This window comes from Achromobacter sp. GQ309 (assembly GCF_059759315.1).
Genome location: NZ_JCAXDP010000004.1, coordinates 344,000 through 367,663 on the forward strand (window position 1 = coordinate 344,000; position 23,664 = coordinate 367,663).

The 23,664-nt window shown below is 66.7% G+C and carries 20 protein-coding genes; 7 read left to right on the forward strand and 13 right to left on the reverse strand.

The features are described 5' to 3' along the window. Positions 1 to 75: 75 nt before the first annotated feature. The 4 genes from AC6CIE_RS14860 (at position 76) to AC6CIE_RS14875 (ending at position 6,379) form a co-directional block, all read left to right on the forward strand. Entirely contained in the window at positions 76 to 2,181 is a 2,106-nt protein-coding gene (locus tag AC6CIE_RS14860) for a primosomal protein N' (protein WP_498092659.1), read from the forward strand. A gap of 351 nt (positions 2,182 to 2,532) precedes the next feature. Continuing rightward, a complete protein-coding gene (locus AC6CIE_RS14865) occupies positions 2,533 to 4,596 on the forward strand; it encodes a UvrD-helicase domain-containing protein (protein ID WP_239216517.1) in 2,064 nt (687 codons plus the stop codon). Between the two features lie 185 nt (positions 4,597 to 4,781). Beyond that, entirely contained in the window at positions 4,782 to 5,636 is an 855-nt protein-coding gene (locus AC6CIE_RS14870; protein WP_175125103.1) for a class II glutamine amidotransferase, read from the forward strand. 125 nt (positions 5,637 to 5,761) lie between these two features. After that, positions 5,762 to 6,379, forward strand: a complete 618-nt coding sequence (locus tag AC6CIE_RS14875) for a hypothetical protein (protein ID WP_498092661.1) — start codon at positions 5,762 to 5,764, stop codon at positions 6,377 to 6,379. A gap of 75 nt (positions 6,380 to 6,454) precedes the next feature. Here AC6CIE_RS14875 and dapD read toward each other — a convergent pair whose 3' ends face one another. From dapD to AC6CIE_RS14930, 11 genes are all read right to left on the reverse strand, one after another. Continuing rightward, positions 6,455 to 7,432, reverse strand: coding sequence for a 2,3,4,5-tetrahydropyridine-2,6-dicarboxylate N-succinyltransferase (gene dapD, locus AC6CIE_RS14880; RefSeq protein WP_498092663.1), 978 nt, complete (start codon positions 7,430 to 7,432; stop codon positions 6,455 to 6,457). Positions 7,433 to 8,641: 1,209 nt separating this feature from the next. Continuing rightward, complete coding sequence (locus AC6CIE_RS14885) at positions 8,642 to 9,772, reverse strand: M20 family metallopeptidase (protein ID WP_175186070.1); 1,131 nt, start codon at positions 9,770 to 9,772, stop codon at positions 8,642 to 8,644. Between the two features lie 33 nt (positions 9,773 to 9,805). Further along, a complete protein-coding gene (locus AC6CIE_RS14890) occupies positions 9,806 to 10,711 on the reverse strand; it encodes an alpha/beta hydrolase (RefSeq protein ID WP_343738357.1) in 906 nt (301 codons plus the stop codon). Continuing rightward, positions 10,711 to 11,721: an ABC transporter ATP-binding protein gene (locus tag AC6CIE_RS14895; protein WP_498092665.1), complete on the reverse strand. Its 1,011-nt coding sequence runs from the start codon at positions 11,719 to 11,721 to the stop codon at positions 10,711 to 10,713. The genes AC6CIE_RS14890 and AC6CIE_RS14895 overlap by 1 nt, the downstream gene beginning before the upstream one ends. Before the next feature lie 3 nt (positions 11,722 to 11,724). Continuing rightward, positions 11,725 to 12,702: an ABC transporter ATP-binding protein gene (locus AC6CIE_RS14900; RefSeq protein WP_175125110.1), complete on the reverse strand. Its 978-nt coding sequence runs from the start codon at positions 12,700 to 12,702 to the stop codon at positions 11,725 to 11,727. Continuing rightward, positions 12,699 to 13,619 (reverse strand): ABC transporter permease, encoded by a 921-nt coding sequence (locus tag AC6CIE_RS14905; RefSeq protein ID WP_105237134.1) that lies wholly within the window; start codon positions 13,617 to 13,619, stop codon positions 12,699 to 12,701. The genes AC6CIE_RS14900 and AC6CIE_RS14905 overlap by 4 nt, the downstream gene beginning before the upstream one ends. A gap of 6 nt (positions 13,620 to 13,625) precedes the next feature. Continuing rightward, positions 13,626 to 14,603 carry an ABC transporter permease gene (locus tag AC6CIE_RS14910; protein ID WP_175139461.1) on the reverse strand — a complete coding sequence of 326 codons (978 nt, stop codon included), beginning with the start codon at positions 14,601 to 14,603 and terminating at the stop codon, positions 13,626 to 13,628. A 62-nt stretch (positions 14,604 to 14,665) separates the two neighbouring features. After that, positions 14,666 to 15,649, reverse strand: a complete 984-nt coding sequence (locus AC6CIE_RS14915; protein ID WP_175125112.1) for a M14 family metallopeptidase — start codon at positions 15,647 to 15,649, stop codon at positions 14,666 to 14,668. A gap of 133 nt (positions 15,650 to 15,782) precedes the next feature. Then, on the reverse strand, positions 15,783 to 17,396 hold the full coding sequence (locus tag AC6CIE_RS14920; RefSeq protein WP_498092667.1) for an ABC transporter substrate-binding protein: 1,614 nt from the start codon (positions 17,394 to 17,396) through the stop codon (positions 15,783 to 15,785). Positions 17,397 to 17,772: 376 nt separating this feature from the next. After that, a complete protein-coding gene (locus AC6CIE_RS14925) occupies positions 17,773 to 18,006 on the reverse strand; it encodes a hypothetical protein (protein ID WP_218342258.1) in 234 nt (77 codons plus the stop codon). Positions 18,007 to 18,128: 122 nt separating this feature from the next. Next, a complete protein-coding gene (locus AC6CIE_RS14930) occupies positions 18,129 to 18,977 on the reverse strand; it encodes an NAD(P)H-hydrate dehydratase (RefSeq protein ID WP_498092669.1) in 849 nt (282 codons plus the stop codon). A gap of 119 nt (positions 18,978 to 19,096) precedes the next feature. On the opposite strand from AC6CIE_RS14930, the gene AC6CIE_RS14935 reads away from it, so the two are divergent. Then, positions 19,097 to 19,930, forward strand: a complete 834-nt coding sequence (locus tag AC6CIE_RS14935) for an enoyl-CoA hydratase/isomerase family protein (RefSeq protein ID WP_175125116.1) — start codon at positions 19,097 to 19,099, stop codon at positions 19,928 to 19,930. Positions 19,931 to 19,934: 4 nt separating this feature from the next. On the opposite strand, the gene AC6CIE_RS14940 is transcribed toward AC6CIE_RS14935, so the two are convergent. Continuing rightward, complete coding sequence (locus AC6CIE_RS14940; RefSeq protein WP_105237138.1) at positions 19,935 to 20,672, reverse strand: enoyl-CoA hydratase-related protein; 738 nt, start codon at positions 20,670 to 20,672, stop codon at positions 19,935 to 19,937. Further along, positions 20,669 to 21,640, reverse strand: coding sequence for a nitronate monooxygenase (locus tag AC6CIE_RS14945; RefSeq protein WP_495602340.1), 972 nt, complete (start codon positions 21,638 to 21,640; stop codon positions 20,669 to 20,671). Before AC6CIE_RS14945 ends, AC6CIE_RS14940 begins: the two co-directional genes overlap by 4 nt. Positions 21,641 to 21,794: 154 nt before the next feature. Here AC6CIE_RS14945 and AC6CIE_RS14950 point away from each other — a divergent pair, with 154 nt between their 5' ends. Together AC6CIE_RS14950 and AC6CIE_RS14955 are read left to right on the forward strand one after the other, a co-directional pair. Next, a complete protein-coding gene (locus tag AC6CIE_RS14950) occupies positions 21,795 to 22,418 on the forward strand; it encodes a TetR/AcrR family transcriptional regulator (RefSeq protein ID WP_367351343.1) in 624 nt (207 codons plus the stop codon). Between the two features lie 53 nt (positions 22,419 to 22,471). After that, positions 22,472 to 23,620 (forward strand): acyl-CoA dehydrogenase family protein, encoded by a 1,149-nt coding sequence (locus tag AC6CIE_RS14955; RefSeq protein WP_175139455.1) that lies wholly within the window; start codon positions 22,472 to 22,474, stop codon positions 23,618 to 23,620. Positions 23,621 to 23,664 lie beyond the last annotated feature (44 nt).

A 23,664-nucleotide genomic window follows, 5' to 3' on the forward strand; every position in this document is an offset into this window, starting at 1 on the left:
GGCGGCGAGCGAGAATCCTCCAACGTGGCGCCGAGCGGTCCTCATACTTTCGGCTAGTCCTATTTCATTAGATGAATGTCCCCCGACTCCATGCCTGACGCGCAAGCCAATCCCGACACCGCAGCGGTGTGCTGGGTGCGCGTCGCGCTGGACGTGCCGCTGCCCGGCCCGTTCGATTACCGCAGCGACGCGCCGATTCCGGCCGGCCTGCGGGTTATCGTTCCGTTCGGCCGGCGCAAGATGATTGGGGTGGTCGTCGACAACCCCGCAGAGCCGTCTTTCGAGCCCAAACAGATCCGTCCGATCGAGGCGGTGCTGGACGATCTGCCCCCTTTTGACGAAGCGTGGTTGCGCATGGCGCGCTTTGCGGCGGACTACTATCAACGCCCGTTGGGCGAGGTGATGCTGCCCACGCTGCCGCCGCCGCTGCGCAAGCCCACGTCCTACCAGGGCAAGCGGTCTGGAGAAGGGCCCGTGGCGCGCATGGATGCGCGCAAGCGCAAGACCGCGCGCGCGCCGGCCACGCCCGACCAGCCGCCGGCGCTGAACGAGGCCCAGGAGGCGGCGGTGCAGGCCATCGGCGCGCTCGACTGCTTCAAGCCGGTGCTGCTGCACGGCGTGACGGGCAGCGGCAAGACCGAGGTCTACCTGCGCGCCGCCGAAAAGGTCCTGGCCGCAGGGAAGCAGGTGCTGCTGCTGGTCCCCGAAATCAATCTGACGCCGCAGCTCGAAGCCGCGCTGCGTGCGCGCCTGGAAACGCTGGTCGGACCCGAGGGGCTGGCGGTGATGCACAGCGGGCTGTCCGACGGCGAGCGGCTGCAGGCGTGGACTCGCGCCCAGCGCGGCCAGGCCCGCATGCTGCTGGGCACGCGCATGTCGATCTTCGCCCCGCTGACCGAGCTGGGCCTGATCGTGGTCGACGAAGAACACGATACGTCCTACAAGCAGCAGGACGGACTGCGCTATTCGGCGCGCGACCTTGCCGTGTGGCGCGCCCACGATCTGAACATTCCGGTCGTGCTGGGGTCCGCCACGCCGTCGCTGGAAACCTGGCAGCACGCCGAGCGTGGCCGTTACCTGCGCCTGACGTTGCCCGGCCGCGCGCGGTCCAGCGAGCTGCCCAAGATCCGCCTGGTGGATACGCGCCGCCTGCAGATGAAGCAAGGGCTGTCGCCGCAGCTGCTCGAGGCCATCGGCCAGCGGCTCGAGCGCAAGGAACAGGTGCTGATCTTCCTGAACCGGCGCGGTTATTCGCCGGTGCTGCATTGCCAGTCCTGCGCGTGGGTCAGCAATTGCCCGCGCTGCACGGCCTTTACCGTGCTGCATCGCACGGACTTTCGCGGCCATCGCCTGCAGTGCCACCACTGCGGCTATCAGGCCCCCGTGCCGCGCGCCTGCCCCGAATGCGGCGACCAGGATCTGGCGCCCATGGGCCGCGGCACGCAACGCGTCGAGGAACACCTGGCCGAACTCTTTCCCGAGGCGCGCATCCTGCGCATCGACGCCGACAGCACGCGCAAGAAGGGCAGCGCCGAAGCGCTGTTCGCGTCCGTCCACGCCGGTGAGGTCGACATCCTGGTCGGCACGCAGATGGTGGCCAAGGGGCACGACTTTGCGCGGTTGGGGCTGGTGGGCGTGCTCAATGCGGACTCCATGCTGTTCGCCCATGATTTCCGCGCGCCCGAACGCCTGTTCGCGCAGCTGATGCAGGTGGCCGGCCGCGCGGGCCGCCATCAGGGCAACGGCGAAGTGCTGATCCAGACCGGCTATCCCGAGCAGCCCGTGTACCAGGCCTTGCTGCGCCACGACTACGCCGGGTTTGCGCGGCACGCGCTGCACGAGCGCGAAAGCACCGGCTTGCCCCCTTACGTCTACCAGGCGCTGCTGACCGCCGAGGCGCGCGAACTCAAGGTGGCGCAAGCGTTCCTTGAGCAGGCCCGCGTGCTGCCCGAGGGCGAATGGGCGGCCGATTTTCCCGGCATGGACGCGATCATGCTGTACGACCCCGTGCCGCTGCGCGTCGTGCGCGTGGCCAACATCGAGCGTGCGCAGCTGCTGGCCGAAAGCAGCAGCCGGCCGGCGCTGCAGGCGTTTCTCGCATCGTGGTCGCATCATCTGCCTTATCTGGCGAACGAGGCGCGCGTGCGCTGGCAACTGGAAGTCGATCCGCTGGAAATCTGATAAGCGATAGGGCGGCACGCTCGTGTGACGGGGCGCCGCGGCCCCGCGCTGCTGGCTGGCTGTCGCACACCGCAGGACTCCCCGTGTACCGTTCGCCGCTGCGACGATGCGCCGGTGTTGCACACCTGCGGCCACGTGGGGCGCCTCTGCGGCAACCCGCCGATGCGCCTTCGACCCGATTGTTCTATGATCGTCTTCCTCTATCGCACCGGCGCGGCAGACCCGCTGCGGCGGCTGCGCCCGTCCCCATTTTTCTCGCGTTTTTCCGGCCCATTGACGGGCAGCGGCAGGCCTCTTGCTTGCCGGCTGCGTTGGCATGGCCGCCGCGACGCATGACGATCTGAATCTCCAATGTCCGCAAGCGAACCGATTGGCCACGGCATGAATCCCGCGCAGCGGGAGGCGACGCTCTACCTGGACGGCCCTTGCCTCGTCCTGGCGGGCGCCGGCAGCGGCAAGACGCGCGTCATCACGCAGAAGATCGCCTACCTGCTGCGCGAATGCGGCTACATGGGCCGCAATGTCGTCGCGCTGACCTTCACCAACAAGGCCGCCCGCGAAATGGACGAGCGCGTGAAGACGCTGGTCGACCGCAAGCTGTCCAAGGGCCTGATCATCAGCACCTTCCACTCGCTGGGTGTGAAGATGCTGCGCGAAGAAGCGCGCAACGCGGGCCTGAAACCCACGTTCTCCATCCTGGACGCCGACGACGCCATGGGCATCATCCAGGAACTGCTGGCGACCACCGACAAGGCCCGCCTGCGCCACGTGCAAGGCATCATCTCGCTATGGAAGAATGCGCTGCTGGAGCCGGACGACGCCGCGCGCGAAGCCATCACCCCGGGCGACGTCGAAGCCGCCAACGTCTACCGCAGCTACGCCGCCACGCTGGCCGCCTATCAGGCGGTGGACTTCGACGACCTCATCCGCATTCCTGCACAACTCCTGGCCAGCAACGAAGAAGTGCGCACCCGCTGGCAGAACCGCGTGCGCTACCTGCTGGTGGACGAATACCAGGACACCAACGTGTGCCAGTACCGTCTGGTGCAGTTGCTGACCGGCCCGCGCGCCATGTTCACCGCCGTGGGCGACGATGACCAGGCCATCTACGCCTGGCGCGGCGCCACCATCGAGAACCTGGCCAAGCTGACCACCGACTACCCGAACATCAAGCTCATCAAGCTGGAGCAGAACTACCGTTCGGTGCAGCGCATCCTGGCAGCCGCCAACCAGGTCATCGAAAAGAACCCCAAGCTCTTCGAAAAGAAACTGTGGTCCGAGCTGGGCGTGGGCGAACCGATCCAGGTCTCGGCCATGGACGGCGAGGAGCAGGAGGCCGAATCCATCGCCATGAAGGTGTCCGCCGCGCGCTTCGAACGCCAGGCGCAGTGGAAGGATTTCGCCATCCTTTACCGCAGCAATCATCAGTCGCGCATCCTGGAACAGGCGCTGCGCAACTTGAAGATTCCGTACACGATCTCCGGCGGGCAAAGCTTCTTCGACAAGGCGGAAGTGCGCGACATTCTGGCCTACCTGCGTGTGCTGGCCAACGACGATGACGACCCCGCCTTCATCCGCGCGGCCACGACGCCCAAACGCGGCATCGGCCAGGCCACCTTGCAGGCGCTGGGCCAGTACGCCGCCAGCCGCGAACTGTCGCTGCTGGCCGCCGTGGCCGAGACCGGCCTCGAAAGCGTGCTGGCGCCGCGCCAGATTGACCAGCTGCGCACCTTCGCGGAATTCATCCGCCGCATGCAGTGGCGCGCCGGCCGCGGCGCGGCCTCGGGCAAGGACGCGGCGCCTGCGGAACCCGCGGGCGCCATCCTCGACGACCTGCTCGAAGCCATCCAGTACGAACGGCACCTGTTCGAACTCTTCGAAGAGCGTCCCGCTCAGACGCGCTGGCAGAACGTCCTGGAGCTGACCGGCTGGCTCAAGCGCAAGGCCGAGGAAGACAACATGTCGCTCTTCGATCTGGTGCAGCACGTGGCGCTGGTCACCATGCTGGAGCGCGGCGAGGAAGAAGCGCCCGACGCCGTCAAGATGTCCACGCTGCACGCCTCCAAGGGCCTCGAATACCCGCACGTGTACCTGGCCGGCGTGGAAGAAGGCCTGCTGCCGCATCTGGGCAAGGACGACGAAGTCGGCGATCCTGCGCGCGCCGCCGAGAACCTGGCCACCCGCATTCAGGAAGAACGGCGCCTGATGTACGTCGGCATCACGCGCGCGCAGCGCAGCCTGCACCTGAGCTGGTGCAAGCGCCGCCGCCGCGCGCGCGAAGACCTGGTGCGCGAGCCGTCGCGCTTCATCGAGGAAATGGGCCTGGGCGACGTGCGCATCCAGGAGGACGACGCGACGGCCGCCATGAGCCCCAAGGAGCGCATGGCCATGCTGAAGGCGCTGCTGAACAAATAGGGGTGGGGCGGACCAGGCGCGCGACACACAGGGGCGCGGTACACAGGGCCTCCACACACAGGGGCGCTACAAACCCGGCGCAGCACGCGACGGCATTGCAGGCGAAGACGGGGGCCGTAAGCCAAGACTTGAAGAAACGCGCGCCCCGCTCCTACACTGGCCTGTCCGGATTGAAGGAGCGCATCATGTGCCGTTGGCTGGCTTACACCGGTAGTCCCCTGCAGATGGAGAGCGTGCTGTTCAAGGCCAAGCACTCGCTCATCGAACAAAGCCTGCATTCCCGCCTGGGCGCCACCACCACGAATGGCGACGGTTTCGGGCTGGGCTGGTACAGCCGCCCCATCGAAGGCCGCCCCATCGAACCGCCGTTCCGCTATCGCAGCGTGCATCCGGCCTGGAACGACCGCAATCTGCGCGAGGCCGCCCGCGCCATCCACGCACCGCACTTCGTCGCGCACATCCGCGCCGCCACCGATACCCCCGCGCAAGAGACCAATTGCCACCCTTTTCGGCACGGGCAATGGCTGTTCGTGCACAACGGCCTCATCCGCGACTACCCGCTGCTGCGCCGTGATCTGATGCTGATGATTGCGCCCGCGTATTTCGGTTCGCTGGAAGGCTCCACGGATTCCGAGGTGATGTTTCTTCTGGCCCTTACGTTCGGCCTGGACGAAGACCCTATCCCCGCAATCGCCCGCATGGTGGGCGCGGTCGAGGAAACCGGCCGGCGCCACGGCGTGGCGCATCCCATCAACATGACCGTATGCGCGCTGGACGGCGAGCGCCTGATCGCGGTGCGTTATTCCAGCGAAGGCGACTCGCGCACGCTGTTTCACAACACCTGCGTGCGCCACCTGCGCGAACTCTACCCCGACAACGCGCAGATCGCCGCCATGGACGACGATGCCTTCCTGCTGTTGTCAGAGCCGCTGTCGGACATGGCCGGTGTCTGGGAAGAAGTGCCCGAATCCACCGCGATCATCGCCGGACGCGGCGACGTGCAGCACATGCGTTTTGCGCCGATTCCGCCGGGCGAGTGATTTCCGTTCAACGTGCGGGAATTGGGGTCATCAAGCACGTATTGCGCATATGGGGGAGAATACGGCTCGCAAGACATTGCGACGTCCTGGGCCGCGATAGCACCCCAATCCATTCAGGAAGTTGCATGACAGATAGAGAAACCCCGCAGGCCATAGACGCATTCGCGGTGTTTACCCGCACGGGGAGCGCCCCGGATTGCTTTGAATTGCACGAAAACGGAGTCGTCAGCCAGGAAGGCGGCGCCCGCATCTACACCGCATTCGCGGACATCCAGGATCTCTGCCTCTACACCGGCCAGCCGGACTCGCCAGCAGGATCCGCCGACCGCCTGGCGTACCGCAGCGCCGCGCAAGGCGCCTGGACAGTCGCCACCGGCATCGACGAATTCCCCGCGTTCATGGACGCCTTCCGCTCCCACTACGTGGGGCGCCGGCTGCCGGTTCTGGAATCGCTGACCGAGCAGGGCGCGCGCGTCACATTCCGTTATATCACCGGCGGCACCTTCCCCAACCTTGAAACGCGCGAAGTGTCCCTGTCCGCGCAAGGCCTGCACATCGACGGCGTCACGTGGCCCTACGAGTCGCTGCAGCCCATCGATCTGAACGACTGGACCGACACGGTCACCCTGCAGGACGACAGCGGCAAGACGGTCTTCTCATGCCGCGTGGCGCGCATCCTGAGTTCCGACCTCTTCGTCAACCTGGTGTACAACCAGCTGGGGCAAACGGCGGAATACGCCTGACGCCAATGCGCCGGCTCGGGTGACCGAGCGCACGCCGCATGATTGATATGGCCGCTCGTAGCGGCCATATTCCATTCAGTGGCCCGAATGCAGCGCGGGATTCAACGTGCCCCACGCCGCGGTCCGCACCAGCGCTTCCACCGCGCCGGTCTGCGAGTTGCGGCGGAACAGCAGCCCGTGCTGACCGGCCAGCGACACCGCCTTGACCACCGCGCCCTCCGGCGTCAGCACCCGTGTGCCGGCGGTGACGTAGCAACCGGCCTCGACCACGCAATCGTCGCCCAGCGAAATGCCGATGCCCGAATTGGCGCCAAGCAGGCAACGCTTGCCGATGGACACCACCTGCTTGCCGCCACCCGACATGGTCCCCATGATCGACGCGCCGCCGCCAATATCGGTGCCATCGTCCACGATCACGCCCGCACTGATGCGGCCTTCGACCATGGACGCGCCGAGCGTGCCGGCGTTGAAATTGCAGAACCCTTCATGCAGCACGGTGGTGCCCGGCGACAGATGCGCGCCCAGCCGCACACGCGCCGTGTCCGCGATACGCACGCCACTGGCCACGACGTAATCGGTCATGCGCGGAATCTTGTCCACGCCGCGGATTTCCAGAACCTGCCCGGTGGCGCGCAGATGCCAGCGCAGCGCGTCAACCTGATCCACCGCACAAGGCCCCACCGAGGTCCACGCGACATTGGCGAGCACGCCAAACAACCCATCCAGATTGGCGCCATGCGGCCGGATGAGCCGATGACTGAGCAGATGCAGACGCAGATAGGCGTCGTGAGCATCAGCGGGCGGCTCGTCGAGCGAGGAAATGGCGGTGCGCACGGCAACGATATCGACCTTGCGGCGCGTGTCCCGGACGAGCGCCGTGGCCACGTGCTCGCCAAGCGCGGCGCGCGCTTCCTCAGGCGTCAGATGACGAGTCCCGGTGGGAGGGGCGTTGTCGGCGAGCGAGGGACGCGGATACCAAGTGTCAAGGATGGTGCCGTCGGCGGCTAACGTGGCTAGGCCGTAAGCGATGGCGCTGGTGGGGGCGGCGGACATGAGAGATGGTGGGGGATGGCGATTTTGGTGGGCGACATTCTAGGCGAATGGGTCTGGATGATGGTGGTATTTGGATGGTGGTGGGTTTGTCTACGGATGTAGTTATGGCTAGGTGTCTGAGACCTGCTGAGACGGTGATCCGAGCTGACAATCGTCTTCGTCAGGGTGTCTGATATCGGCCCTCGAGACATCAGCCTTCGTGGCGGCAGGTCTCCGTAGGTCGCCCGACGCCGCGGTCCCCGTGGGCACGATCGCCCACGATTGCGGTCCGGAGCCTTCGCTCCGGACTGGCCTAGGCGGCCCCCCCCTTCGTCATCTTCGTCCGCCTTCGGCTCCCTTCAGATTCCCTCGGGTGCATCGACGGCGCTCGCCTCCCCGGTGACCACGACGCCGTGCTACGAGGGTCTTTGGTATGGGGCGCAGTAAGACCTGTGGTCAGGGAAGGGGATCTGCGGGGCCGCCGGGTTGCTGCCGCCCGGACGGCGGCAACCCGGCATTGGGCCGGTGGGGCGTCGTGGCGGTGGTCGCTTGCGCGCTGGTGACGGTTGGCTTGCTAATGGGCCGTCGTCACGGGGGGAGGGGCGGTGATGGGCGGCGCGGCGACGGTCAGCCGCAACTTGCCGACCAGTACGCGCCGCCCATCGGGTACTGGGGTTCAAATGACGATTAATGGCGACTCCGCTTGAACTTGGCGAGAGCGTCTGCCGCTGCCGGTGTCTGACACCCTCGGGAGATGCGCTTGGTATGACGTGAATCTCACCTGGGTGTCAGACACCTGGATCAAATGCAGCCACGCGCGAAGCGTCATCGCTACGCCGCAAGACGCCGCGTAAGTCTCCGGAGGCCGCCCGCGCGGCCAAACGGAGACGGGCCCCGCAAGCTGCTTCTAGCTTGAACATCACGGCGCAAAAATGCCAAGCACGCTGGTCGTCCCAGCGGCCATCAGATTTCAATTGCCAGAGTCCGGTGCGGTGGCGGCCCGGGGTGCGCGGGGCGTCGATAAGCCCGAGGGAATCTGAAGGGAGCCGAAGGCGGACGAAGATGACGACGGGGGGGGCCGCCTAGGCAAGTCCGGAGCGAAGGCTCCGGACCGCAATCGTGGCCCCGCGCGCCCCGGGCCGCCACCGTGGCGGACGTCTTAAGAACTCAACCACCCGGCCGCATCAAGAACTCAACTCTTCGCGCAAAGATGCCGCAAAAAACACAACATCAAGCCAAATCCCGCAGCAGCAATTCCCAAAACTTCAACCGCTGCTCCAACGTAGACACCAGCACATACTCATTCAACGTATGCGCGCCATCCCCATCCGCTCCCAACCCATCCAGCGTCGGAATACCCATTGCCGACGTGAAGTTGGCATCGCTGCCGCCACCCGTCATCGGCGCATCTTCAAGCAAGAAGCCCGCGCGATCCGCAAACCCCTGCACCAAGGCCAGCAACGCAGCCGCCGCCTCCGTCTTTACCATCGGCGGACGGTTCAGTTCCACGTCGATGTCCAGTTCAACGTCCGGACCCACCGCGCACAGTTCACGCATCCGGCGCAGCACGTCTTCCGCGGCGCCCATGTCAGGCACCCGGAAATCCACCACGCAGCGGCACAGCGCCGGAACCGTGTTGGTGACCGTACCGCCCGCGATGGTCCCCACGCTCACCGTGATGCCACGGTCGTAGTCCGTCATCGCTTCCAGCGCCAGCACCTGATGCGCCATTTCGCGGATCGCGCTGCGGCCCTTCTCGTGTTGCATGCCCGCGTGGGCCGGGCGGCCCTTCACGTTCAGATTCAGCATGCCCGTCCCCTTGCGTGCCGTCACGCACTTGCCGCCGTTGGGGCGGGCCGGTTCGCACACCAGCGCGTACTTGGCATTCGCGGCGAAGCGTTCGATATGCGCGCGCGAGGCGTGGCTGCCCGTTTCTTCGTCCGGCACCACCAGGAAATCCACCGGCAGTTGCGTCGCACCCGGACGCGCCACGCCGGCCAGCGCCGTCAGCGCCAGATAGATGCCCGCCTTCATGTCATAGCTGCCCGGGCCGTAGAGACGGTCGCCGTCGATGCGCACCGGGTTTTCCAGCAGCGTGCCCACCGGATGCACCGTATCCATGTGCGCCAGGATCAGGATGCCCGGACGCGTATCGCCTGGCGCGCGGTTGGTCGCGTACAGCAGCGGGCCCGTCGTGGGCCCCAGCGACGACAGCTCCACCGTCAGGCCGGCCGCAGCCGCGTAGTCGGCGATGATGCGCGCCATCGCGGCGATGCCTTCCGGGAAGTTCGACGGCGACTCGCATTGCAGCCAGCTTTGAATGCCGGCGACGATCTGTTCAGTGCTCTGGGTGTTGGACATGGCGGTATCGGATTTCAGCAATGGAAAAGGGATTCAGGCGACCTGCTGGCCGGCCAGGCGGGCGAGCTCGGCATCGTCGGGCATCTTGCCATCGAACCACAGGCTCGCGCACACGGCAGACATCGCGCGGCCGTCGTGGCCAATGCCCGGCACCACCTGCAGCTTCCAGCCAAACGGCACGCCGCGGCGCTCGGCCTCTTTGCGGCCGAATTCGAAGTAGTTTTGCGCACGGGCAAAGCGGTGCGGGCCCTGGCGCATCGCGGCGGGCTCGGACGGCAGGTTGGGATCGTTGGTCTCGATGTCCTTGTCGCCCGCCAGGATCGTCATCGGGTAGGCCAGCAGCTTCACCAGATGGTCCTCGGTCAGCCCCACGCCGTCCATGCCCTCGGGATAGGGATAGTCGAACGTCGGCAGCGTGTACCAGCCCGGATTGCCCGCCGTCACCGCCTTGAACGGCGCGTGCGGCTGGCTGCTCATCAGGCGGTGGACGAACTGGCCGCCCGCGCTGTGGCCGAACAGGTACACGTTCTGCCCGTCGGTGATCTCGCCGGCGATCATGTCCTTGATGACGTTGCCCACCAGCGCATACGTCCAGCCATCGATGTGGCGCGGATTGCCGCCGGCCGAAAACACGCGGCCGTTGTTGTAGCTTTCAACGCCCGGCCAGATCTCGTTCGAGAACGTCAGCGCCACGATCAGCAGCTTGTGCTTGTCGGCGGCTTCGACCCAGAAATCGCGGTATTCGTCGCCGTTGCGCAGCACGCCGTGCTGCACGATCACCACCGGGCAGTCCGGCGTGTAGCCGTAGGGGCGGTAGGTCTGCAGCTTGAACGGACGGTCGTAGTTGCGGTCCTCGTCCACGTACAGGATCGCGTTGCGGCCCGCATGGCCCATTTCGATGGCGATGCGGTCCACGTTGGACATATCGGAAGGTTTCATCAGGCGCTCGCTTCGTTCAGGTGGCAGGCCGACCAGTGGCCCGCCGAGATTTCTTTCAGGGCCGGCGCCACTTCACGGCAGCGCGGCATCGCGTGGGGACAGCGGGGGTTGAACGTGCAGCCGGACGGCGGATTCAGCGGCGACGGAATCTCGCCCTTGATCGGCGTGAACTTGCGGCCGCGGCGCGCCACGTCCGGCACTTCGGCCATCAGCGCCTGCGTGTACGGGTGATTGGCGCGGGCAAAGATTTCGGCCGACGTCGAGATCTCCACGATCTTACCCAGATACATGATCGCGACGCGGTCCGAGATGTGCTTGACCACGCCCAGGTCATGGCTGATGAACAGGTACGTGAAACCGTGCTGTTCGCGCAGGTCCATGAACAGGTTGATCACCTGCGCCTGGATCGACACGTCCAGCGCCGCCACCGGTTCATCACAGACCAGGAATTTGGGCGCCACCATCAGCGCGCGGGCGATGCCGATGCGCTGGCGTTGACCGCCCGAGATCTGATGCGGGAAGCGGTCGCGGTATTCGGTGGCCAGACCCACTTCCGTGAGCGCCTGGTCGACGCGGGCGGGGATCTCCGCCGGGGGCGCCAGCTTGTGCACCTTCAGCGATTCGCCCAGGATCTGCCGCAGGCGCTGGCGCGGGTTCAGCGAGGCCTGCGGATCCTGGAAGATCATCTGCACGCCCAGCGTGTACGCCAGCTTGTCGGCGCCGCGCAGGCGGTTGGCGTCCAGGCCCTGGTACAGCAGCTCGCCTTCGGTCTGGCGATGCAGGCCGGCCACGACGCGTCCCAGCGTGGACTTGCCGCAACCGGACTCGCCCACCAGGCCCACGACTTCGCCGCGCTTGATGGACAGGTCCACGCCGTTCACCGCGTACACGGTGCGGCGGTCGATGGGGCGGCCGGTCAGGGCGAGAATGCGTTGGGCCAGGTCAGGCCGCTGCTCGAAGCGCTTGTGGACGTTCTTGAGCTCGATGACGGGGGTATCGGCTTTGCTCATTGCTTACTGTGCCTCGCGGGCAATCGGCACGTAACAGCGATAGCTGCGCGAACCTTCTGTGGTGACGGAGGGGGCCTGCTCGGTGCAGCGCGTGACCGCGTTGACGCAGCGCGGCCGGAACGCACAGCCCGACGGACGGCCCGCCAGGCTGGGCGCCATGCCGTTGATCTGGTGCAGGCGCGCGCCCGGCTGCGTGGCGCCGGGCATCGAGTCCAGAAGGCCCTTGGTATAGGGGTGGCGCGGTGCGTCCAGCACCTGTTCGACCGGACCGCTTTCCACGATACGGCCGGCATACATCACGGCCACGCGGTCCGCCAGCTCGGCCACCACGCCCAGATCGTGGGTAATCCAGATCAACGCGGTGTTGTGCTCGCGGCAGATCTGCTGCATGCGGTACAGGATCTGGCCCTGGATGGTCACGTCCAGCGCGGTCGTGGGTTCGTCGCAGATGATCAGGTCGGGTTTGTTCAGCATCGCAATCGCGATTGCCACGCGCTGACGCATGCCGCCCGAGAATTCGTGCGGATAGCTCTTCAGGCGCTTTTCCGGCGACGGGATGCCGACCATGGCCAGCGCCTCGCGGCAGCGTTCCTCGGCCTGCGCGCGCGGCACGTCCTCGTGCGTCAGGATGGCTTCCATCATCTGCTCGCCGATGCGCAGCACCGGGTTCAGCGTCATCAGCGGGTCCTGGAAGATCATGGCGATGCGGTTGCCGCGCAACTGGCGCATCTGCTCTTCAGACAGCTTGCGCAGGTCCGTGCCCTTGAACTTCACTTCGCCGTCGACGACTTCGCCCGGCGGGTCGATGAGGCCAAGCAGCGAAAAGCCTGTGACCGACTTGCCCGAACCGGACTCGCCCACCAGGCCCACGATCTCGCCACGGCGCACGGTCAGGTCGACACCGTCGACCGCCAGCCACGCACCGGCCTCGGTATGGAATGCAGTGCGCAGGCCGCGCACATCAAGAAGAATGTCGCTCATGCTCGACGAGGATCCAGGCTTTCGCGCAGGCGGTCACCCACGATGTTGATGGAGAGGATGAGAACCAGGAGCGCAATGCCCGGGAACAGGCTGATCCAGTAGTCGCCCGACAGCAAGTATTGGAAGCCGTTGGAGATCAAGAGGCCCAGCGACGGTTCGGTGATCGGCACGCCCACACCCAGGAACGACAGCGTCGCTTCCAGCGCGATCGCGGTCGCGATCTGGATGGTGGCGAACACCATCACCGGACCCAGGCAGTTGGGCAACAGGTGAAAGAGCATGATGCGCCACGCCGGAAAGCCCAGGTTGGCTGCGGCCTCGACGTATTCCTTGCGGCGTTCCTGCAAGGCGCGGCTGCGCATGATCCGCGCGTAGTGGCCCCATTGCACAAGGACAAGCGCCAGGATCACCTTGTCGACCCCCCGGCCCAGCACCACCAGCAGCACCAGCGCCACCAGAATGGTCGGAAAGCCCAGGATGAAGTCGACGATGCGCATCAGCACGGTGTCGACCCAGCCGCCGATGTAGGCGGCCACCAGGCCGATCGCGCCGCCGATGGCGGTTGCCAGCACGACGGCGGACAGGCCCACCATCAGGCTGATGCGCAGGCCATACAGGATGGCGCTGAGCATGTCGCGGCCCTGGTCGTCGGTGCCCAGCCAGGCGATGCTGCCGTCCATCAGCGCTTGGCGCGGGGCCAGGCGTCCGTCCATGAGCGACAGATTGGCCAGATCGTACGGATTCTGCGGCGCGAAGAATGGCGCAAAGACCACCAGGATGATCAGGACGGCCAGCGCGATGACCGAGCCGCGCACCGTGGGACGCGCATGCAGTTTTTTCAGGATGGCGGCGCGCCGGGGCGTCTCGGCCAGAGGCTGGACGGTGCGGGTGCGGCCGGGATTGGGAGAGTTAGCCATGGCGGTTCAATGAGCGGGGGCCACGAGCTGCACGCGCGGGTCGAGCGCGGCGTACAGGATGTCCACAACCAGGTTGATGATGACGAAGATCAGCGTGACCAGCATCACGTAGGCGACGACGACGGGGCGGTCGAGCTGGTACACGCTGTCGATCAGCAGCTTGCCCATGCCGGGCCACGCGAACACGGTCTCGGTGATGGTCGAGTAGGCGATCAGCGTGCCGAACTCCATGCCGATCACCGTGACCACCGGGATCAGGATGTTGCGCAGGATGTGGCGGCGCACGATGCGGCCGGGTTTGACGCCCTTGGCGCGCGCGAACTTCACGTAGTCCTGGCTGCGGGCTTCCACCACGCCGGAGGCCGTCAGGCGCAGCACCAGGGCGATGTTGGCCAGCGCCAGGTTGATGGCGGGCATGATCAGGTGCGACCAGCCGTCGGCGGTCAGGATGGACAGGCGCACGCCCAGCACGGTCACCGTGTCGCCGCGGCCGGTGGCGGGCAGCCAGCCCAGCCAGACGGCGAACAGCAGGATCAGCATCATGCCCTGCCAGAAGTTCGGCAGCGAAAAGCCCAGCACGGACGAGGCCATGATGCCGCGGCCCACATACTCATCGCGGTACAGACCTGCGATCAGGCCGAGCGGAATGCCGATCACACAGGTCAGCATGATCGCGACGATCACGAGCTCGAACGTGGCGGGAATGCGCTGCACGATCAGTTCGATCGCCGGGATGCCGTGCACGAAGGACGTGCCCAGGTCGCCGTGCAGCGCGCGCCACAGGAAGCCTGTGTACTGCTGCCAGACGGGCAGGTCCAGGCCCAGGCGGGCGATCATCGCCTCGCGCGCGGCCTGGCTGGCTTCGGGGCTGACCAGCAGCTCGATCGGGTCGCCCACGGCATACACCGCGAAGAAGACCACGACCGAAACGGCCAGCAGCACGAACAGACTCTGTATCAGTCTGCGTAGGATGAACAAGGCCACGAGATGATTTCCTTGGTGGGCTCAGGGGTTGGGGAAAAGCCGGGGGTTTGGCAGGCCGTACGCTACGCAATCGGCTGCGCCAGGCGCACGACGGTGACGCCGGGCCGCAGGTTGGCGGTGGACGGCATGATGAGCACGCAGTTGTCGTACGGGGTGGTGACGGGCTCGCCTTCCGACCAGCCGATGACGGTGCCCGCCTTGGGCAGCATCTCCAGGCCCTTCCAGGCCTCGGCGAAACGGAAGTCGGCGCTCTTGGCGGCGACAGCGTGCGTGACGCGCAGCGCGCGCTGCAGCGGCGCGCCGGGCGCGAACCAGGCGGCGGGGATGTCGCTGCGGTCCACTGTGCCGGCCTGCACCAGAAAGCGCGCCATCTGGTCGGCGGCCACGCCGCGCGCCTCGGGGGCGCCATGGAACCCGCATTCAATCAGCAGGGACCGCGTGCCGTTGTCGCCGGCTTCGCCGAAACGGCCGAAATCGCGCATGCGCACGCCGGCAGCGTGGCCCGCGTCGGCAATGATGGTGGCGGGATTGCCCAAAGCCAGCGCCAGATCGATGTTGCGCTGCTCCAGGCCGGTCAGCTGCAGCGGCACGTCGGAATTGCTCATCGAATGAAAGTCGAGCAGCCAGTCCGCCTGTTCCACCCACGGCCGGAGCTCGGCGGCGCGGCGGCGCTCTTGGGAGATCGGCGCGGACAGCTTGTCCTCGCTCCAGACGCGGTTCATGTCTTCGTCCACGAAGCGCGCGGGGGCGTAATTGCGGGCGTCGAAGCGGTCGAAGGCCGCCAGGTTACAGAACGCCAGCGTCAGCGTGCCGCGGCGCGGGCGCAGGCCGGCGGCAAGCAGGTCCTTCAGCGCCCAGGCGCCGCACAGTTCGTTGCCGTGGATCAGCGCGCTCAGCATCACCCGCTTGCCGGGCGCGCCGGAATCGAAATGCCAGACGCCGGGCGTGTCGGTGTTGCCCACGCGCTCGGCCGACAGGTCCGGACAGGCCAACAGGAAAGGACGGGGGGCAGGGGCGGACGAAGACGGGGGCAAAGACGTGGGCATGGCGGTTCCGATGAAGCGAGACGATTGTAGGGGATGGGGCGGGGGGCTCGGGCAAAGCGGGGCGCATTTGCGCCGCCACAAGGCAAAACGGCTGCACGAGGCAGCCGTTTCTTCTTTACTCAGCCCTGCCGGCTCACTTGGCGTCGGGCTTGACCGAGGTGGCCAGGGTGTACTGGTCGCGGCGGCCTTCGTACGAGATGCCATTGCGGTATGCCCAGATGCTGCTTTCGAAGTGCAGCGGGATCAGCGGCACGTTGTCCAGGGCGATCTGGGTGGATTCCTGCAGCAGCTTTTCGCGCTTGGCGGGGTCAACCGTCACGATGGCCTGCTTGTAGACCTTGTCGAAGTCGGCGTTCGAGAAGCCGCCGTAGTTGCTGGTGCCCAGGCTGACGGGCGAATCCAGCGTGGCGACCCACAGCTGGAACAGCGCCGACGCTTCACCCGTTTCCGCCGGCCAGCCGCCCATCGAGAAGCTGAACTCGCGCTTGGCGCGCTTGGGGAAGTAGATGGAGGCGGTCATCGCGTCCACGTTGGTCTTGATGCCGACGCGCGACAGATACTGGGCCACGGCCTGCGCGACCTGGCCGTCGTTGACGTAACGATCGTTGGTGGACGACAGCGTCAGTTCAAAGCCGTTCGGGTAACCGGCTTCGGCCAGCAGCTTCTTGGCGCCTTCCGGGTCGTACTTGATTTCCGGGGCCTTGGGCAGCGCGCCGAACATGCCGTCGGGCATGAACTGGAAGGCCGGGGTCGCCATGCCGTCCATGATGCGGGCGGTGATGGTCTTGCGGTCGATGGCCATGTTGATGGCCTTGCGCACGCGCAGGTCCTGCAGCGGGTTCTTGCCGTCGGCGCTCTTGACGAACGGGCTGGGGTTGCGGCCCACGTCCGGCTGGAAGAACACCAGGCGGGTGGACGGCGTGGCCACGAAGCCGAACTTCGGGTTGTCCTTCAGGCGCGGCAGGTCACGCGCGGCGGGGTTTTCGATCATGTCGAAGTCGCCGGACAAAAGGCCGGTCAGGCGCGGGCCGGCGGACGGCACCGGCACGAACTTCACTTCCTTCCAGTGCGGCTTTTCGCCCCAGTAGTTCTCGTTGCGGACGAGTTCGATGCCGGTGCCCTTGACGTAGGACTTCAGCATGTAGGGGCCGGTGCCGATGGCGTCCTTGCCGTTGTTGAAGTCGACGACCGTGGGCCAGGCGCCCGTCACGCCGCAACCCTTCTTGGGGTCATACGTGAGCTTGCCGTGCTCGACGATGCCGTTCCAGATGATCGGCAGCGAGCGGGCCAGTTCGGCCGGCATCAGGGGGAAGGGTTCGCCCGTCTTGATGATGACGGTGTGCGCGTCCGGCGTCTGGACGTCGGTGATGCGCTTGGTCATGTCCATGTAGGACTGCGACACGTTGGTTTCGTTGTTCAGCGTCCGGCAGATCGTGAACAGCACGTCTTCGGACGTGAACGGCTTGCCGTTCGAGAACTTGACGTCGTCGCGCAGCTTGAATTCCCAGGTCAGGTCGTCCAGGGGCTTCCAGGAAGTCGCAAGCTGGGGAACCAGCTTCATGTCGGCGCTGCGGCCCACCAGCGAGTTGTAGACGTGCGCGGAGAACGCGTCGTTCTGCGTCATCTTGTGATAGTGGGGGTCCGCCGAGGTCGGTTCGGCCGACAGGCCGATCTTCAACGTCTGGGCTTGGGCGGCTGCCAGGGGAATGGCGGCGGCCACAAGGGCCAGGGTGGTGCGCAACTTCATGGTGACAACTCCGGATGGGGAACGAACCGGATCGTGCAGGCGGCCACGCGCGCCAGGGGACGACTGCGTCGGCCAGGGGGCTTGCGGGGAAATGTCGCCAGGGCACGACGGCAAGGGGCCGATTATCGGTAGGGGGTTCGCGCGCTGTCAATGCGCAGCGGCAATCGGGGCGCTAGGGAAAACGCCGAGAGGGGAAGGGAGAGAGGGCGTCGCGCGGTCCCTCTTGGGACCTCTCGCGACGCGATGGCGCCGGTGAGGGGACGGGCGCCGAAACGTTGCGGCGGGCGCCTGGGGAGGGCCAGGCGGGCGCGGCAACGGCAGCGCGCCAGGCTGAGTCGCGGGAGATTGGTCGCGATTCAGCCTGGCGCGGCTGTTATTACCACTGCGATCCGGAGAAGCGCGAGCTGGCGGCGCGAGCCTTGTTCATCGATTCGTTCACTTCGTCGATGAAGGTAAAGACGGCGGCTACAGCGGCTGCTACGGATTGGCCAGCCTTCTTCAGGCTGGTCAGCGGGTGAGAATTCGGTTGGTTTTCGAGAGCGCCGCGGAGCAGGTCACGCTCCAGCGCGTCGGTCAGGCGGGCAGTGTTGTTCAGGGTCAGTTCGCTCATGGTTTGGCTCCAGTCCGTTTCGTCATGGGGTAAACCATTATAGGGATAACCCTAGGCCAATAGCAATCTCATTTTAGGGGAAAACCCTAGTATGTTGTAAAAATGTTTTGTCGGGCTTGGACTTAGCGCGCGTTGCGCAGGGTGCGGGCGGCGTCGGCCAGCTCGCCGGCCGTCAGGCCGATGGGGCCGACACCCTGGGCGACGAGCGCATCGGCGGCGGCGCCATGCAGCCAGACGGCGCCGAGCACGGCCTGGTCCAGCGGCAGCTTCTGGGCGATCAGCGCGCCCAGCATGCCGGCCAATACGTCCCCGGTTCCGGCGGTGGCAAGGCCCGGGTTGCCCGTGGTGTTGATGTGCAGGCCGCCGTCCGGGGCGCACACCACGGTGCCGGCGCCCTTGAGCACCACCCACGCCTGAAAGCGCTGCGCCAGTTGCCGGGCGGCGGCGGGGCGGTCGCGCTGGATGGTGTCGGTGCCGACGCCCAGCAAACGGGCGGCTTCCGCCGGGTGCGGGGTCAGCACGACGGGGCCCGCGCCCCAGGTCGGCCGGATTTCGCCGCGGGCGAGCAGATTCAGGCCGTCGGCGTCCAGGACCAGCGGCGCGTGCCGCCGCAGGACGAACAGTTCCGACAGGGCGTTGGCGGCCAGCGCGCCCGTGCCGATCCCGCAGCCGGCGACCCAGGCGGTCACGCCCCAGTCTTCTTCCAGCAGCGAACGGAAGTCGCGCAGCATCAGTTCGGGTTGCAGCGGGTCGCAGGGCAGCGGCAGCGTTTCCTGCACGAAACCCACCAGCACCTTGCCGGCGCCGGTCTTCAGGGCAGCGCGGGCGGCGAGCAGGGCTGCGCCGGTCATGCCGGGACCGCCGCCCACCACGCCCACGGTGCCGAAGCTGCCTTTGTGCGAGTCGTCCGCGCGGGGTGCGAACAGGGCGGGCAACGCGGCGCGGTCAATGGGGACGGCGGGGGTGTTCATGGGGTGAGGCTCCGGAGGGAAATCGTCTTGGCGGGTCGGCCGTATCCACTATAGTGCGCAAAAACGCGGCCGCCTTGGGGCGGGGTGCGAACAACCAAAGACCAGACCCGGAGCAGACAATGACCGACATCACGCTGGAACACTATTCGGCCTACGAATCCCTGAAGCTGCGCCGCCATCCTGGCGGCGTGCTGGAACTGATCATGGGCGCCAAGGGCGGCGTGCCGGGCAAGCTTTCCACGGCCGACGACCGGATGCACCGGGAACTGGCCGACATCTGGCGCGACATCGACACCGATCCGGACACGCGGGTCGTGGTGATCCGCGGCGAGGGCAAGGGCTTCTCGGGGGGCGGCGACCTGGATCTGGTGCAGCAGATGGCGGACGACTTCGACGTGCGCACCCGCGTCTGGCGCGAGGCGCGCGACCTGGTCTACAACATCATCAATTGCAGCAAGCCCATCGTGTCGGCCATGCATGGCGCGGCGGTGGGGGCGGGGCTGGTGGCCGGCCTCCTGGCAGACATCTCGATCGCGGCGCGCGACGCCCGCATCATCGACGGCCACACCCGGCTTGGCGTCACGGCGGGCGACCACGCCGCCATCGTCTGGCCGCTGCTGTGCGGCATGGCCAAGGCCAAGTACTACCTCATGCTGTGCGAGACGGTGTCTGGCGAGGAAGCCGAACGAATCGGCCTCGTGTCGCTCTGCGTGGACGAGGCCGAGCTGATCGGCAAGGCGTTCGAAGTGGCCAACAAGCTGGCGGCCGGGTCGCAGACGGCGATCCGCTGGACCAAATATTCGCTGAACAACTGGCTGCGCATGGCCGGACCGACTTTCGACACGTCGCTGGCGCTGGAATTCATGGGTTTTGGCGGCCCGGACGTGCGCGAGGGCATCAATTCCCTGCGTGAACGCCGGGCGCCGAACTTCCGCCCCGATTCGCCCTTCTGACGCGCTATTTCTTGAAGAACTTCGCGAACGCCGCCTGCGCCTCTTCGGTCTGCAGGCGGGCGCGGAACTGCTGGGCTTCGTAGTCCAGCGTCTCCTGGATGGCCTGGCGGTCCGCCCGCTTCATCATGGCCTTGGTCAGGCGCAGCGCGGCCGGCGGCTGGCGCGCCAGGTCCGCTGCGGTGGCTTGGGCCGCAGCCAGCGCCTCGCCCTTGGGCGTGACGGACGTGGCCAGGCCGGCGTCCACCGCCTCCTGCGCCGAAAAAGCTTTGCCCTGCATCAGCCACTGCGCTGCCCGGCGGCCCACCAGGCGCGGCATCAGCAGGCTGGACGCGCCTTCCGGACACAGCCCCAGGGCGACAAACGGCATGCGCAGGGTCGCGCCTTCCCCGATGTGGACAAAATCGCAATGCTGCAGCAGCGTCACGCCGATGCCGATGGCGTAACCCTCGACCGCGGCGATGACGGGCACGTCGGCCGTGGTCAGCGCGCGCAGGAACGTCAGCCCGGCGCTGTCGCCCGCCCCGCGTTCGGCCTGGAAGTCGCGCAGGTCGTTGCCTGCCGTGAAATGTTCGCCCGCGCCCGTCAGGATGACCGCCGAGACCGCCACGTCCGCGCTGGCGAGCGAAATCTGCTCGGTCAGGGCGGCATAGGTGGCGGTGTCCAGCGCGTTGCGGCGGTCCTGGCGGTCGATCGTCAGCGTGAGGACGGCGCCGTCGCGCGCCACCTTCAGGCCGGCGCTCATGCGTGCGGTCCCGTGGCCAGGCGGGCCTTTGCCTCGGCGTATTCATGCCGCAGCGTGTCGACGATCTTGCGGGTCGGTTCTACGCTGGCGATGCCGCCTACGCCCTGGCCGGCGCCCCAGATGTCCTTCCAGGGCTTGACGCGGGTCGTGCCGAAATTGGATGCGCCGCTGTCCGGGGCGGGCAGGTTGGCCGGATCCAGGCCGGCGGCCGCGATGCTGGCCTTCAGGTAGTTGCCCGGGATGCCGGTGAAGAACGGCGTGTACAGAATGTCCGAGGCGCTGGCCTCGACGATCGCGGCCTTGTAGCCGTCGCTGGCGTTCGCTTCCTCGCTGGCGATGAAGCGCGTGCCCATGTAGGCGAAGTCCGCGCCCATGGCCTGCGCGGCCAGGACGTGCGCGCCCGAGGTGATGGCGCCCGACAGGATCAGGGGGCCGTCGTAGAAGCGCCGCACTTCAGAGATCAGCGCGAAGGGGCTGAGCGTGCCGGCATGGCCGCCCGCGCCCGCGCACACCAGGATCAGCCCGTCCACGCCCGCTTCCAGCGCCTTTTCCGCGTGCCGGATCGTCGTCACGTCATGGAAGACTTTGCCGCCCCAGTCATGCACGCCCTTCACCAGGTCGCCGGGGGCGCGCAGGCTGGTGATGATGAGCGGAACCCGGTGGCTGGCGCACACCGCCAGGTCCTGTTCCAGCCGGTCGTTGGACTGGTGGATGATCTGGTTGACGGCAAACGGCGCGACGTGGGCGCCGGGATTGGCCTCGCGGTAGGACGCCAGACCGGCCTGGACTTCGTCCAGCCAGTCGGTCAGAAGCGTCTGCGGGCGCGCATTCAGCGCGGGAAACGACCCCACGATGCCGCTCGTGCACTGCGCGATGACCAGCTTGGGATTGGACACGATGAACATCGGGGCACTGATGACCGGCAAGGACATCTGGCCATACAAATCAGTCACGAGGGGATGGGGCATGGGGCGTCGTCTCGTTGTAGGTTTTGGAGTATATTAATTACCTACCGACCGTCCGGTAATTAATTAATCTTTATTTAACGGCATGCGCGGAATGGCTGTCAATTGCGGTTCGCCAGAACCCTCCGGCCTCGCGCGGCCCCTGCCAAAGGCGTCCATGGGCATCACCCCCCAACCCGTTCAGAAACGTGCCCGTGCGGGCCGGCCACCCACCCTGGCCGCCCCGCGCGAACGCATTCTGGAAGAAGCCGCCAAGCTGTTCGCGCGCAGCGGTTACGACGGCAGCTCCATTGCCGACCTGGCCGGCGCAATCGGCGTGTCCAAGGCGGCCATCTATCACTACTACCCCACCAAGCAGGACATCTACGACGCCATCATCCTCGAGGTGCTGGAGGGCCTGACCCACACCGTCGGCCGCGACGTGGCCGGCGCCGAGGGCGGCGTGGCCCGCCTGCGCGCTTTCATGGTGGGACATGCCCGGTACTTCGAGCAGCACCACGCCCAGTTCGTGACGATGCTGATCGGGTATTCCGGCATGGCGCTGTCCGAGCGCGAAGATGCCGCCCGCCTGCGCGACAGCTACGAGAAGCAGCTGCGCGACGTGATCGCGCAGGGCGTGGCCGAAGGCGCATTCCGTGTGCTGGACGTGGCCGCCACCGGCCGCGCCGTGCTGTCGATGCTGAACTGGATGGTGCGCTGGTACAAGCCCGGCCAGGGCGACAGCGCCGAATCCATCGCCGACGGCTATTTCGATCTGCTGGTGGGTGGCATGCGTGCCTGAACCGGCCGCCACCCTCCATTCCTGACCCATATTCGCTTATAGAGACCTCCATCATGGCCCTCGACACCGAAACCCTGAATCTCCTGATCGACGCCGTCCGCCGCTTCGTCCACGAACGCCTGATTCCCGCCGAGGACGAACTGGCCGCCAGCGGCGAAGTGCCGCCGGACATCGTCAACGAAATGCGCGACCTGGGCCTGTTCGGTCTGTCGATCTCGCCGGATTACGGCGGCCTGGGCCTGACGATGGAAGAAGAGGTCCGCGTTGTGTTCGAACTGGGCCAGACCTCGCCCGCCTTCCGCTCGCTGGCAGGCACCAACATCGGCATCGGCTCGCAGGCCATCGTCCTGGCCGGCACCGACGAGCAGCGCGCCAATTACCTGCCCAAGCTGGCCAGCGGCGAGCTCATCGGCTCCTTTGCGCTGACCGAGCCCGATGCCGGTTCCGACGCCATGTCGCTGCGCGTGTCCGCCGAGCGCGACGGCGACTTCTACGTGCTGAATGGCACCAAGCGCTACATCACCAACGCGCCCATCGCCGGCCTGTTCTCGGTCATGGCGCGTACCGCACCCGAGCGCCGCGCCAATTCGATCTCGTGCTTTCTGGTCGAAGCGGGCACGCCGGGCCTCATCATCGGCAAGCCGGACAAGAAGATGGGCCAGGCCGGCGCGCTGACCAGCGACGTCGTGTTCGACAACTGCCGCGTGCCGGCCAGCGCGCTGCTGGGCGGCGAAGAAGGCAACGGCTTCCGGACCTCCATGCGCGTGCTGGACAAGGGACGCCTGCACATTTCCGCGCTGTGCGTGGGCATTGCCGACCGCCTGTTGCGCGACGCCGTGCAGTACGCCACCGAGCGCAAGCAGTTCGGCCAGCCCATCGCCGAGTTCCAGCTCATCCAGGCGATGATCGCCGACAGCCAGGCCGAGCTGTATGCGGCCCGCTGCATGGTGCTGGACGCCGCCCGCATGCGCGACCGCGGCGAAAACACCACCATGCAGGCCGCCTGCTGCAAGCTCTTCTCCACCGAAATGGTGGGCCGCGTCGCCGACCGCGCGGTGCAGATCCACGGTGGTGCGGGCTACATGTCCGAATACGCGGTGGAACGCTTCTACCGCGACGTGCGCCTGTTCCGCATCTTCGAAGGCACCTCGCAGATCCAGCAGCTGGTCATCGCGCGCGAGACCATCAAGGCGCATTCCTGATCTTTCCGTCGCCAGACGTCCGGCCAACGCGTTCCAGAGGCTAA

Coding starts and splice junctions, on each gene's coding strand:
- AC6CIE_RS14860 (WP_498092659.1), top strand. CDS start 76: ATGTCCCCCGACTCCATGCCTGACGCGCAAGCCAATCCCGACACCGCA.
- AC6CIE_RS14865 (WP_239216517.1), top strand. CDS start 2,533: ATGTCCGCAAGCGAACCGATTGGCCACGGCATGAATCCCGCGCAGCGG.
- AC6CIE_RS14870 (WP_175125103.1), top strand. CDS start 4,782: ATGTGCCGTTGGCTGGCTTACACCGGTAGTCCCCTGCAGATGGAGAGC.
- AC6CIE_RS14875 (WP_498092661.1), top strand. CDS start 5,762: ATGACAGATAGAGAAACCCCGCAGGCCATAGACGCATTCGCGGTGTTT.
- dapD (WP_498092663.1), bottom strand. CDS start 7,432: ATGTCCGCCGCCCCCACCAGCGCCATCGCTTACGGCCTAGCCACGTTA.
- AC6CIE_RS14885 (WP_175186070.1), bottom strand. CDS start 9,772: ATGTCCAACACCCAGAGCACTGAACAGATCGTCGCCGGCATTCAAAGC.
- AC6CIE_RS14890 (WP_343738357.1), bottom strand. CDS start 10,711: ATGAAACCTTCCGATATGTCCAACGTGGACCGCATCGCCATCGAAATG.
- AC6CIE_RS14895 (WP_498092665.1), bottom strand. CDS start 11,721: ATGAGCAAAGCCGATACCCCCGTCATCGAGCTCAAGAACGTCCACAAG.
- AC6CIE_RS14900 (WP_175125110.1), bottom strand. CDS start 12,702: ATGAGCGACATTCTTCTTGATGTGCGCGGCCTGCGCACTGCATTCCAT.
- AC6CIE_RS14905 (WP_105237134.1), bottom strand. CDS start 13,619: ATGGCTAACTCTCCCAATCCCGGCCGCACCCGCACCGTCCAGCCTCTG.
- AC6CIE_RS14915 (WP_175125112.1), bottom strand. CDS start 15,649: ATGCCCACGTCTTTGCCCCCGTCTTCGTCCGCCCCTGCCCCCCGTCCT.
- AC6CIE_RS14920 (WP_498092667.1), bottom strand. CDS start 17,396: ATGAAGTTGCGCACCACCCTGGCCCTTGTGGCCGCCGCCATTCCCCTG.
- AC6CIE_RS14925 (WP_218342258.1), bottom strand. CDS start 18,006: ATGAGCGAACTGACCCTGAACAACACTGCCCGCCTGACCGACGCGCTG.
- AC6CIE_RS14930 (WP_498092669.1), bottom strand. CDS start 18,977: ATGAACACCCCCGCCGTCCCCATTGACCGCGCCGCGTTGCCCGCCCTG.
- AC6CIE_RS14935 (WP_175125116.1), top strand. CDS start 19,097: ATGACCGACATCACGCTGGAACACTATTCGGCCTACGAATCCCTGAAG.
- AC6CIE_RS14940 (WP_105237138.1), bottom strand. CDS start 20,672: ATGAGCGCCGGCCTGAAGGTGGCGCGCGACGGCGCCGTCCTCACGCTG.
- AC6CIE_RS14945 (WP_495602340.1), bottom strand. CDS start 21,640: ATGCCCCATCCCCTCGTGACTGATTTGTATGGCCAGATGTCCTTGCCG.
- AC6CIE_RS14950 (WP_367351343.1), top strand. CDS start 21,795: ATGGGCATCACCCCCCAACCCGTTCAGAAACGTGCCCGTGCGGGCCGG.
- AC6CIE_RS14955 (WP_175139455.1), top strand. CDS start 22,472: ATGGCCCTCGACACCGAAACCCTGAATCTCCTGATCGACGCCGTCCGC.